Here is a 12835-nt window from a genome sequence, read left to right on the forward strand (position 1 = left end):
AATTAATTATGTCAACAGAAGTATTATATACTTTTTTTATAACTTGTTTTTTATTGATTATTACTCCAGGGCCAGATATTCTATATGTGGTTTCGCAGAGCATTACCAGAGGGCGTAAGTATGGATATGCAGTAGTGGTAGGACAGGTAGGAGGTTTACTATTCCATTTATCATTATTTGCTTTTGGGATTTCTGCCTTAATTACGCAATCTGAATTACTGTTTAAAGGAGTAAAGTTATTCGGAGCCTTATACCTATTCTGGTTGTCTTATAAAGTATTTCAGGAAGAGAATGTAATCGTTATTGATGAATCTACTTCTGGGCAAAACGATAAGACTTTTATGGGATTTGTCAGAAAAGGGTTGCTGATGAATGTACTAAATCCAAAGGTGATGATGTTCTTTTTGGCTTTATTCCCAGGGTTTATTACAGAAAGTGCGGGGAGTGTACAGAAACAAGTTTTTGTGCTAGGTACAGTGTTTATTACAGAAGCAGTAGTCATTTTCTTTATCATCTGTACTATAGCAGCTAAGCTGACAGATTATATGAGAGATAATAAATATGTCAACTTATTTTTAAAGTGGCTTCAAATCATCGTTTTTAGCGGGTTAGCAGTCTTCCTACTAGTAAGCTAAGAAGAAAATAATAATAAAAAAGGTTCTAAGGATAACGTCTTTAGAACCCTTTTTAGTTCTATGTGTCAGATTATCAGTAGAATGTTGTTATCAGATAATGAGTAAATAAAATAAAGGAAATCACATTGTAAAATTGTGGCTTTTCGTTTATATTTGGATTATATGAAACCAGCAGTAAAAATTATAGAATGTCCTCGTGATGCTATGCAAGGCATCAAGATGTTTATCCCAACAGAAAAAAAGGCGCAGTATATACAGTCTCTTTTAAGAGTGGGGTTTGATACCATAGATTTCGGTAGTTTTGTTTCTCCTAAGGCTATTCCTCAGATGCAGGATACAGCTCAGTTATTAGCTCAGTTAGATTTGAGTAAGACAGAGAGTAAACTATTAGCTATTATCGCAAACACAAGAGGTGCTGAACAAGCTGCTGAGCATAAAGAAATCCAGTACTTAGGATTTCCTTTTTCTATATCTGAGAACTTTCAGATGCGTAATACACATAAGACTATTGCAGAATCTATCGTTACCTTAGATGAGATATTGAATATCGCTACTAAGGCAGATAAAGAGGTTGTTGCTTATCTATCTATGGGGTTTGGTAATCCTTATGGAGATCCGTGGGATGTAGATATCGTAGGGGATTGGACTGAAAAGTTGTCAAAGATGGGAATAAAGATTTTATCATTATCAGATACTGTGGGAAGTTCTACGCCAGAAGTGATAGATTATTTGTTTAGTAATTTGATAAAAGCATATCCTGATATTGAATTTGGAGCTCACTTACACACCACACCAGATAGCTGGTTTGAGAAGATTGATGCGGCGTATAAGGCTGGATGTTTACGTTATGACGGAGCAATCAAAGGGTATGGGGGATGTCCTATGGCAAAAGATGATTTGACTGGAAATATGCCAACAGAGAAGATGTTGAGTTATTTTACAGCAAATAAAGTAGATACAAATTTGAGTGCTATGTCATTTGAAAGCTCATACAATGAAGCTTTAAAAATATTTAATTTTTTTCATTAAAGTTTTTTATTACATAGAAAAAGAGTAAATTTGCGTGCAATTCAACGACATTGCACATGAAAGCACACACAACTAAAATCATCGGTCAAGGACTTACTTACGATGATGTCTTATTAGTTCCGAACTATTCGGAAATACTTCCAAGAGAAGTTAGTTTAAAATCAAAATTTTCAAGAAACATTACTTTAAACGTTCCTGTAGTATCTGCTGCGATGGATACTGTAACGGAAAGTGAAATGGCTATTGCTATGGCTCGTGAAGGAGGAATAGGAGTGATTCACAAGAACATGACTGCTGAAGAGCAAGCAAAAGAAGTAAGAAAGGTAAAAAGAGCTGAGTCAGGTATGATTATAGACCCAGTAACTCTTCCTCTTACAGCTACTGTAGGTGATGCGAAAAAGGCAATGGCTGAATTCGGAATCGGAGGTATTCCAATTGTTGATGACAATGGGCTTCTTAAAGGGATCATTACAAATAGAGATATGCGCTTCGAGAAACAAAACGACCGTGCTATCACTGAGGTAATGACTAAAGATAATCTAGTAACTGCTGCTGAGGGTACTACTTTAGATCAAGCAGAAGAAATTCTTCAAGAGAAAAAAATCGAAAAATTACCAGTAGTTAATGCTGATAATAAACTAGTAGGTTTAATCACTTTTAGAGATATCACTAAACTTACTTTAAAACCAAATGCTAATAAGGATAAGTTCGGTAGACTACGTGTTGCAGCTGCTTTAGGAGTGACTGCTGATGCTGTAGATAGAGCTAAATTATTAGTACAAGCTGGTGTAGATGCATTAATTATAGATACTGCTCATGGACACTCTCAAGGAGTGGTAGGGGTATTAAAAGCGGTAAAAACTGCTTTCCCTGAAATCGATGTAGTAGTAGGTAATATCGCTACTCCAGAAGCTGCTTTATTCTTAGTAGAAAATGGTGCTGACGCTGTTAAAGTAGGAATCGGACCTGGGTCTATCTGTACTACACGTGTAGTAGCAGGTGTAGGGTTTCCACAGTTCTCAGCTATTATGGAAGTAGCAGCTGCTTTAAAAGGAACAGGTGTACCTGTGATTGGCGATGGAGGTCTTCGTTATACAGGAGATATCCCTAAAGCATTAGGAGCAGGAGCAGACTGTGTAATGCTAGGATCAATGCTAGCAGGTACTAAGGAATCTCCAGGTGAAACTATTATCTTCGAAGGAAGAAAGTTCAAAGCCTACCGCGGAATGGGATCTGTAGCTGCTATGAAACAAGGTTCTAAAGATCGTTATTTCCAAGATGTGGAAGATGATGTAAAAAAACTTGTACCTGAAGGAATCGAAGGTAGAGTGCCTTATAAAGGAGAACTTAGTGAGAGTATGTTACAGTTCATAGGAGGTCTTAGAGCAGGTATGGGATACTGTGGTGCTAAAGATATTCCTACATTACAAGAAGTGGCTAGATTTGTTCAGTTAACAGCTTCTGGTATTGGAGAGAGTCACCCTCACAATATTACGATTACTAAATCTGCACCTAACTATTCTAGATAATAATTACTTTACAGTTGATGGTTTACTGTTAACAGTAGAAATAATAAAATAACAAAAGGCTATTTCTCTCGAAATAGCCTTTTGTTATTTTATCTAAGTTCTGTTTACCTCATGACGTAAGCTCAGATTCATAATTCTTAATTAAAAATTATGCTTTTACAGCATCAACTAAACGTCTGATTTTAATATTTAATACAACATAAGTAAGAGATACAAATGGAGAAATGATATTAAAGAATGCATAAGGCGCATAAGTCATTGTATCAATACCTAATACCCCTGAGTGATAAGCTCCACAGGTATTCCATGGAATTAGCACCGATGTCACTGTCCCTGAATCTTCTAGAGTTCTACTTAAGTTTTCAGGTGCAAGTCCTTTATCTTTATAAGCTTTAGAGAACATTTTTCCAGGGATTACTAATGATAGGTATTGCTCAGAAGCAGTTAAGTTTACCACTACACAGCTTGCCATTGTACTTGCGAATAGCCCAAAAACTGACTTTGCTATACTTAATAATGTTTGTGTTATTTTCTTTAAAGCTCCGATAGCTTCCATTGCTCCACCAAAGAACATTGCACAGATAATTAACCATACTGTATTTAACATACTTTTCATTCCTCCTGCTTCAAATAAGCTATTTAAGCTTTCCATGGGAGATAAAATAGCAATATCTGTAGTAATGGCATTCATAATCCCTTTATAAGCTGTAACTGGTGTTAATGTAGTTCCTTCTCCTACAAAGGCTACTATATCTGGCTGGAAGAATAGAGCAAAAACAGCTCCTAGTAAGGTTCCTAGAAGTAAAGCAAGGATTGGTTTCATCTTTTTTAATATTGCTCCAATTACAATCACAGGAACTAAGAATAACCAAGGTGTGATATTGAATGTTTGATCAATGGCTTGCAATGAAGCAGACATATCTATTGTATCAGGTACATCAAGATTAAAACTGATGATGATAAATATAATTAGTGTTACTACATAGGTAGGAATAGTGGTGAACATCATGTACCTTATGTGAGTAAATAAATCTGTGCCAGCCATAGCAGATGCTAAATTAGTAGTGTCCGATAGGGGAGATAATTTGTCTCCAAAGTATGCTCCTGATATTACAGCACCTCCAATTAGTGCAAGGTCTATTCCCATTGCATTACCTATACCTACTAGTGCAATACCTACAGTGGCAGATGTGGTCCAAGAGCTACCAGTTGCTAAGGCAATAATGGAACAGATAATCACTGTTGCAGGTAAGAATATATGAGGTTCTAAAATCTGTAAACCATAGTAAATCATCGTAGGTATAATACCACTTAACAACCAGGTTCCTGAAAGGGCTCCTACTAATAAAAGAATATAGATAGCTCTAGTAGTTTCTCTAACGTTTTTAGTAATTTTTTTAATGATATCTTCGTAATCGACTTTATTGTATAAACCTATTCCAATGGCAATAAGTCCGCCTATTAATAGAACGAATTGGTTAGAACCAGCTAAAGCAGCACTACCATAAACGAATACATTGGTACCTAATAGAGCGATTAAGACGATCATAGGTATTAAGGATTGTAATAAGGTTATTTTTTTGGATTTGACTTTAGTTTCAATATTCATGATTGTTTTATGTTGTTTGTAAAGAGCTTGAAGATACATAAAAATCAATAGAATTTAATATCTGTGTAATATTATTTAGAATAAAACTACATATTGCTGTTTTATTGCTAATCTTTCAAAGTATGCCTTTTGTGTGAGAAGTGTTTATAATGAATATGTTGTAATAAAAAAGCCTCATAAATTTAATTATGAGGCTTAGTGTATTAACTAATATTAGTTTAATTTTTATTATAAGAAGTTGTTAGAATTCCTTCCATTTTTCCGATATACATTTTGTAACTAAGAATTAATCTTGGCGTTGTAGCTTTGATCTCTCTTTCTTCTTTTTTATTACCTTCAAACTTTATGATATCATCTTTTAGAGTACCTTTTGTACTAATCTTTTTACCAGATTTAGTTAATTCTGTTAAAGTTACATCAGTTCCTTTAATTTCGAATACTTCTTCTGTTACTGGATCTTTACCAAAAGGAATTTGCTCTAAGTTATAATTTTCTCCACTATGTACTTCATTTCCTGACTCATCATAAGCAACATAAGCAACTTTGTGAGAAATCCAAGTACCATCTGCAGGAGTTGTATTTCTAACAGGAGCATTGTCATCGCTAGAACATGCTGTGAAAGATAGAGTAGCACTTACGAAAAGTACTAAAGCCATTAATTTTTTCATTGATATTAAGTTGTTAGTTTTTTTGTTATTATTTAAAGCCTTTTACGCTTTTGTCGTAGATTTTATCTTTGTCTTCTTTAGAAAGGTCTTTTCTGTATTGGAATAATGCCGCTTCCCAATCTCCATAACTTGTATTCGGTAAAACAATAAATTTTTTACCAAATTGCTCTCTATTGTTTTTTACATTTTCGATTCTCTCTTCTTGAGTCTTTTTGTCCCAAAGTGTAGAGAAATCAGATAAGTTATCTCCTAAAAGCATTACGATTTCATGAGTTTCGCTTAGTTTTTGGCGTCTTGTTTCTTTACTAGACTCAGCAGTTCTAACGATAACGTGTGTATCATCTGCATAAGGATAGTTATACTTTACTAAGTTTTTCATAGTACCAGGTTTGTCATTCTGGTTTCTATTTGTGATATAGAATACTTCTACACCTTTAGACTTAGCATAGTTAAAGAACTCTAAACTTCCTAATAGAGGTAGAGCTTCTCCTTTAGAAGTCCATTCTGTCCAAGTTGCTTGGTCATAAGATTTACCTTCTCTAGCCATTTGTACAGCATAAGGAGAGTTGTCTAAGAATGTCTCATCGATGTCAGTAACAATAGCAAGAGGCTTATTGTATTGTTCTGTAAGAATACGATCTAGTTGTAATGTAGCAATATTGAAAGCTTGAGCAGCTAAAGCTTGATATTCAGCAGCATTTTGTTGGAATACAGCTGAGTATAATTTCCCATTTACTTCAATATTGTTTAAGGCGTTTTCTGAAGATGTAGTTGTTCCTTGTGGTACTGACTTACATGCAGTTAAAGCTGTAAAAGCTAAAGCTGTTATTAGAAAAGATCTTTTAAGCATGTGATTTATTATTTTCTGTTACGAGTACAAAAGTACAATAATAATCTGGAAGAGTGCTACAGTTACTACAATACAGCTTAGTCAGGGATATTTAAAAAATGTTAAAAACAGAAGGCATAAAAAATAAAAAAGGGAGTTTATGATTAAACTCCCTTCGTATATAGTGTATTATAAATGTTATTTTATTTCAGCTGCTTTTTCATCAAACAATTCAGAAACAGACCAATATCTTTCGCCTGTATCATAGTTGAATGTTAGGACAGTAGCTCCTTTTTCTATTGTTGGTAATTTTTTAGCAATAGCAGCTAATGATGTACCTGTAGATATACCTGCTAAAATACCTTCTTGACTAGCAATTTTATTGGTATAAGCATAAGCCTCTTCTTTGCCAATCGTGATAATACCATCAAAGATATCTGTATTTACTACCTTAGGTACAAATCCTGCACCAATACCTTGTAATGGGTGTGGACCAGGTTTTCCTCCACTTAGTACTGGAGAATTCTCAGGTTCTACAGCAAATACTTTTAAGTTAGGAAATACTTTTTTTAACTCTTCTGCTACTCCAGTGATATGCCCACCTGTTCCTACTCCAGTGACTAGATAATCAATACCTTCAGGGAAGTCATTGATGATTTCTTGAGCAGTAGTTTTACGGTGTATTTCAGGGTTAGCTAAGTTGTTAAATTGTTGAGGAACCCACGCATTCTCCATTTCTTCTGCTAATTCAGTTGCTTTAGATACAGAGCCTGATGTTCCAAGTTCTTTAGGAGTAAGTACAAATTTAGCTCCATAAGCAGCCATAAGTTTTCTGCGTTCAATACTCATTGACTCAGGCATCACTAAGATTAGCTTATATCCTTTTACAGCACAAGCCATTGCTAAACCAACTCCAGTATTACCAGAAGTAGGTTCTATAATAGTAGTATCTTTGTTTATTATTCCTTTTGCTTCAGCATCCTCGATCATTGCTAAAGCAATACGATCTTTTAAACTTCCACCTGGGTTTTGTTTTTCTAGTTTGATCCAAACGTTAATATCATTTGGAAACAATTTGTTTATTTTAATATGAGGAGTATTTCCAATTGCCTCAAGTACATTATTTATTTTCATGATTCTTAGATTTTTTGTTTAATTAAATTATGAAATTTATTGGTTCAGGATAATTTTCTTGATCTTTAGAATAACTTTTACTTTTGCTATACATAATAGAGTTGGGTTTCACACTTTTGGTTAACCATACATTACCACCTATTACAGTATCATGACCTATTATAGTATCTCCTCCTAATATAGTCGCACCAGAATAAATAATAACATTATCTTCAATATATGGATGTCTTCTAGTATTGGCTTTATCTTTAGATACAGAAATAGCTCCTAAAGTAACACCTTGATATATTTTTACGTTCTGACCTATAACACACGTTTCTCCTATTACAATACCAGTTCCGTGATCTATGCAGAAATGAGATCCGATAGTAGCAGCAGGATGGATGTCTATACCTGTTTTACTATGAGCGTGTTCAGTCCATATTCTTGGTAATAAAACTACTTTTTGTTGATGTAATTGATGTGCAAAGCGATAAATTGCAATCGCATAGAACCCTGGGTATGCTATGTAAACTTCTTGTAAACAAGTAGCAGCAGGATCATTTTCTAAAATGGCTTGTGCATCTGTTTTAAGTATAAAGAAAATATGTGGTAAAGCTTCGAAGAAATCGTTAGCTATCTTTTGAGATTTATCTACATCATTATTAATTTTAAAAACAATAGAAAGTAATTCTAATCTTAACGTAGATAAACGAATATTGATAGCTTCTTCTGATAAGTATTTTTTATCTTCTAGTTGGAATAGAAAATGAAATAGAGTATCAGTGAATTTTTCAATTCTTTGTTTGTCTAAGAATGATTGTGAACTTTCATTTTGTGTCAGTATTTCTCTAACGAAATCATTTTGCATGAATAAACGTAATTTGAATTAAAATAATTAGAGTCTATGTATAAGGAGAATACCTTTTGTATACACATGGCTAATAGTAATATTTGATAATAAATATATACATTATTATGTAAATGTAAGAATTGTAAAACGAAGGTTGAAGAGTGTTTAACAAAACTTTCGATTTATTTATGAAATGTATTTATGGTAGTTTATCTAGAGCCATATAGTGACAAAGTATCTATTTGGGATAATAGTTGTTAAAAACAAATATTATCCCTTTTTACTATACAATATTATTTTATCTTTGTTATAGAATTACAAAGGCGAAGTAATTCAATCAGTTATGTGTTTTGTTTCTGAAATAGATTTTTTATTTTAATTTCTTTTGAGCTGGCTACTTAAAAAGGGATTTGGTTTTGTTGTTTTGTTGTTCTATTTCAAAATTTGTGAAACAAAAAAAAATACATACTTAAATAAAAAGGGTTCCTTATAAAGGAACCCTTTTTTATTCTAATAATAGTGACTTTAGGTTGATGCGATATGCTTTAAGTAATTCAGCTTTAACGAGGTAACCTAAGTACTTTTTGTTTTCTTGTACTAATACAAACTCTAAATTATTAGTTTCTAAAGTTTGCATAATGATTTTAGATGAATCGTTCTTAGATACTATTATCGGTGTTTCTATTAGATCCTTGATAGGTGTGAATTTGGTTTGAAATTCACTGAATATAATAGGTCTTACACTATCTAGATTAATAATACCTATGATTTTTTGCTCATTATCTAGTATAGGAATAAATGTTTGTTTCGTATTTGCAAAAATATCAACAACAGCAGCAGTAGTATGTTGTAGGGTTAATGTCTTGATATCATTCTTAATATAATCACTTGCTATAATAGTTGATAAGATATTAGAGTCTTTGTCAGAAGTAAATACCATTCCCGTTGTAGCTATAGACTTAATATCCATAGAATATTTTTCCATATGTTTAGAAATAGCGAAGCTAATTGAAGATACAATTAATAGAGGTACCATTAATCCATATCCTCCTGTTATTTCTGCAATTAAGAATATACCTGTTAAAGGGGCGTGAAACAGCCCACTGATTACAGCTGCCATTCCTACTACAGTAAAGTTCTGAACAGGAATTTCTTTTATTCCTAATAGTTGTAACAGTTTGGCTAGTGTAAAACCAAGATAAGAACCTACGAATAGAGAAGGAGCGAAGTTTCCTCCATTTCCCCCACTTCCCATTGTTAATCCTACGGCATAAGTTTTTACTAAGGCAGCCCCTCCTACGAAAAGTAATAATACCCATTGTTTGTTAGAGAAATCAGCTAATAATGTATTATTAAGGATAGATTGAGGTGTGTCACTAGTTAGTACTTTGATGCTTTCGTATCCTTCTCCGAAAAGTGTTGGAAACAAAAAGATTAAGACAGCTAACATAGAAGCACCTATTAAAGCTTTTTTATAAGCTCCAAATTTCATACTTGATATATAGTGTTCTGTCTTTCGGAACATTCTAGCATGGTATACACAAAAGAAACCTGATAGAATACCTAATAAGATATAATAAGCCGTGTTACCTGTATCAAAAACCAATTGATTTTTAAAAGAAAGTAATATGTCTTCTTTGATAATTAAGTTCGTTACAATAGTACCTGTAGCAGCAGAAATCATAATAGGTATAAAAGCAGATACAGAAACATCAACTAAGATAATTTCTATAGCAAAAAGAACACCAGCTATCGGTGCATTAAAAGCTGCGGATACTCCTGCAGCAACACCGCATCCTAATAATAGTATACGATCTTTATAATTAAGCTTATAGTTCTGAGCATAATTAGAACCAAAAGCTGCTCCTGTAATAGCAATTGGAGATTCAAGACCTAACGAACCTCCCATACCTACAGTCAAGGAACTTGTGATAATCTGTGAGTACATCTGCTTACGTGGCATAATACCAGACTTCTTAGCAACAGCAATCATAATTTGATAAGTACCCTTTTCGATAGAACCATTTAGAAATTTCCTAACTACAAATACTGTTAATAGTATTCCTATGATAGGTAAAATACTATTCATATAAGGTAGGTGAGAGATGTTATCTATATATGTAGCAAGTTTAAATACATTATGAGCAAAGTATTTAAGAATGGTAACAGCTATAGCAGATGAAGCTCCTACTAAGACACAAGAGAAATATAAAAACTGTCTATTACTTAAGATAGATTTCAGGAAGAATAGTATTCCTTCAGCATACTTAAATACTTGACCAGCGTAGTACTTTATTTTCTGTGGATTTATAATTTTCATATTGCAAAAATAATGTAAAAGAAAACCCTTTTGGTAATAATTATCTAGTTTTGTTATTTGTAATAATAGAAAGTTATAAGATAAGATATTATTTTAATAAGTAACGCTCTGTTTTTCTAAAATCAATTAAATGTTCTTGTAACTCTGTAAAGAAAGTAGAGAAATGCTCTTCGAATACTTCATAGTGTTCTACTAGTTCAGTTGTTGCAAAGGACATTTTAGAGATTCCTTTTGTTCTACGGTCCATTTGGGTTAATATATACTTTAATCCTTCTATAGAACGATATTTTACAAGCCAATTCTCTTCAAGCATAATGTGTAAAAAGTTTTGAACTTTGATAGGTAAGATATCATAGTTTTCTTGTAGTTCGGCATAGAAATGATTAGCATATTCTTCTAATGAGATGGAGCTGTATTGATTCCAATTTTTAGCTAAAAAGTGATCATAATACATATCTATTAGAACCGCAGCATAATGATTATATTGTGGGACGATGAGTTTTTTACTTTTTCTCCAAATTTCATGCGCATCTGTATAGGTATCTATTTCGCGATGCAAGATGACTCCTTGCTGAATTTTAGTAGGATAATTGAGGTAATCTTTTCCTCGAATACTATCGGCTACAAAGTTTCCTATTTTAAGTAAAGTATCATCTCCAGAGAGGTATATATGGGCCAAGAAGTTCATAATCTCATTTTGACTATAAAAATACGGTATTTTACAAAATTGTTCAGGTTGTCCCATCTATAATTCTATATCTTTGTGTTATAAAAAATAGTAATTATGACATTGATTAAATCTATATCTGGTATACGTGGTACAATAGGAGGAAAAGTAGGAGATAATCTTACTCCCATTGATGCCGTAAAATTTGCATCAGCTTATGGAACTTTTCTTAAGAACAATTCAAATAAAGAAAACTTAAAAGTGGTTATTGGTAGAGATGCTCGTATCTCAGGACCTATGATACATAATTTAGTAGTTAATACTTTAGTTGGACTAGGTATTCATGTAATCGACTTAGGTTTATCTACTACACCTACGGTAGAGATAGCTGTTCCTTTGGAACAAGCAGATGGAGGTATTATTTTAACTGCTTCTCATAACCCAAAACAGTGGAATGCCTTAAAGTTACTGAACAATAAAGGAGAATTTCTAAGCAGTGCTGAAGGACAAATTATTTTAGAAATTGCTGAGAAAGATGCATTTGATTTTGCAGACGTAGATAGTTTAGGGATTATAGAACATAAGGATAACTATATGGACATCCATATAGAAGAGATATTAAAACTAAAATTAGTAGATGTAGAAGCTATTAAAAAACGTAAGTTTAAAGTAGTAGTAGACGCTGTTAACTCATCTGGAGGGATTATTATACCTGCTTTATTGAGAAGGTTAGGGGTAGAAGTAGTAGAGCTTTACTGTGATCCAACAGGACACTTCCCTCATAACCCAGAACCACTAAAAGAACACTTAGGTGATATCTGTGCCTTAGTGAAAAAAGAGAATGCTGATTTTGGTGTAGTAGTAGATCCAGATGTAGATCGCCTTGCTTTTATATCTAATGATGGAGAAATGTTTGGAGAAGAGTATACTTTAGTAGCTGTAGCAGATTATGTACTAAGTAAAACCCCAGGAAATACAGTCTCTAATTTATCTTCTTCACGTGCATTAAGGGATATTACTCAAAAACATGGAGGTACTTATAATGCATCAGCTGTAGGAGAAGTAAATGTAGTGGAAATGATGAAGGCTACTAATGCAGTAATCGGGGGAGAAGGTAATGGAGGTATTATCTATCCAGAGACACACTACGGACGTGATTCTATCGTTGGTGTAGCTTTATTTTTGACACATTTATCTAATTTAGATATGACTGTAGCAGAATTAAGAGCTTCATATCCTCAGTATTATATGAGTAAGAATAAGATTGAACTTACACCTAAATTAAATGTAGATATGATCTTAGAACAGATTGCTGAGAATTATAAAAATCAAGAAGTATCTACAGTAGATGGTGTGAAGATAGACTTCCCTTCGTCATGGGTACATTTAAGAAAGTCTAATACAGAGCCGATTATTCGTATATATACAGAAGCTGGGACGCAAGAAGATGCGGACGGTTTAGCTTTGCGTATGATAGACGAGTTAAAAGTGATTGCTGGAATATAAATATAGCATTATAGCAAATAATAAAGGGAACCAAATCGGTTCCCTTTATTTGTATAATAAGTATTCATCGAATTCTG

11 protein-coding genes are annotated in these 12835 nt (G+C 33.2%); 4 read left to right on the plus strand and 7 right to left on the minus strand.

Annotated features, from left to right (window positions below; all coding sequences use genetic code 11):
* Positions 1–8 precede the first annotated feature (8 nt).
* The 3 genes from AABL85_RS09760 to guaB all read left to right on the plus strand — a co-directional run bounded on the left by AABL85_RS09760 (position 9) and on the right by guaB (position 3193).
* Positions 9–635 carry a LysE family translocator gene (locus tag AABL85_RS09760; protein ID WP_006261704.1) on the plus strand — a complete coding sequence of 209 codons (627 nt, stop codon included), beginning with the start codon at positions 9–11 and terminating at the stop codon, positions 633–635.
* Between the two features lie 162 nt (positions 636–797).
* Positions 798–1664, plus strand: coding sequence for a hydroxymethylglutaryl-CoA lyase (locus AABL85_RS09765; RefSeq protein WP_341309949.1), 867 nt, complete (start codon positions 798–800; stop codon positions 1662–1664).
* Positions 1665–1720: 56 nt separating this feature from the next.
* On the plus strand, positions 1721–3193 hold the full coding sequence (gene guaB, locus AABL85_RS09770; RefSeq protein WP_006258466.1) for an IMP dehydrogenase: 1473 nt from the start codon (positions 1721–1723) through the stop codon (positions 3191–3193).
* Between the two features lie 148 nt (positions 3194–3341).
* On the opposite strand, the gene nhaC is transcribed toward guaB, so the two are convergent.
* From nhaC to AABL85_RS09805, 7 genes are all read right to left on the minus strand, one after another.
* Positions 3342–4841 carry a Na+/H+ antiporter NhaC gene (nhaC, locus tag AABL85_RS09775; RefSeq protein ID WP_341309950.1) on the minus strand — a complete coding sequence of 500 codons (1500 nt, stop codon included), beginning with the start codon at positions 4839–4841 and terminating at the stop codon, positions 3342–3344.
* Between the two features lie 179 nt (positions 4842–5020).
* On the minus strand, positions 5021–5470 hold the full coding sequence (locus AABL85_RS09780; RefSeq protein ID WP_303261442.1) for a hypothetical protein: 450 nt from the start codon (positions 5468–5470) through the stop codon (positions 5021–5023).
* Positions 5471–5498: 28 nt separating this feature from the next.
* Positions 5499–6320 (minus strand): 5'-nucleotidase, lipoprotein e(P4) family, encoded by an 822-nt coding sequence (locus tag AABL85_RS09785; RefSeq protein ID WP_341309951.1) that lies wholly within the window; start codon positions 6318–6320, stop codon positions 5499–5501.
* Between the two features lie 177 nt (positions 6321–6497).
* Entirely contained in the window at positions 6498–7433 is a 936-nt protein-coding gene (gene cysK / locus AABL85_RS09790; RefSeq protein ID WP_341309952.1) for a cysteine synthase A, read from the minus strand.
* A gap of 22 nt (positions 7434–7455) precedes the next feature.
* Positions 7456–8283 carry a serine O-acetyltransferase gene (locus AABL85_RS09795; protein WP_303261439.1) on the minus strand — a complete coding sequence of 276 codons (828 nt, stop codon included), beginning with the start codon at positions 8281–8283 and terminating at the stop codon, positions 7456–7458.
* A 487-nt stretch (positions 8284–8770) separates the two neighbouring features.
* A complete protein-coding gene (locus AABL85_RS09800) occupies positions 8771–10585 on the minus strand; it encodes a chloride channel protein (protein WP_341309953.1) in 1815 nt (604 codons plus the stop codon).
* Between the two features lie 88 nt (positions 10586–10673).
* On the minus strand, positions 10674–11273 hold the full coding sequence (locus tag AABL85_RS09805; protein ID WP_341310020.1) for an acyl carrier protein phosphodiesterase: 600 nt from the start codon (positions 11271–11273) through the stop codon (positions 10674–10676).
* A gap of 96 nt (positions 11274–11369) precedes the next feature.
* Between AABL85_RS09805 and glmM the strand changes: the two genes are divergently transcribed.
* Positions 11370–12758: a phosphoglucosamine mutase gene (gene glmM / locus AABL85_RS09810; protein ID WP_341309954.1), complete on the plus strand. Its 1389-nt coding sequence runs from the start codon at positions 11370–11372 to the stop codon at positions 12756–12758.
* The last annotated feature ends 77 nt before the right edge of the window (positions 12759–12835 follow it).

The sequence above is a fragment of the Myroides odoratimimus genome, from assembly GCF_038039805.1.
In the GTDB taxonomy this organism is placed as follows: Bacteria; Bacteroidota; Bacteroidia; order Flavobacteriales; family Flavobacteriaceae; genus Flavobacterium; species Flavobacterium odoratimimum_B.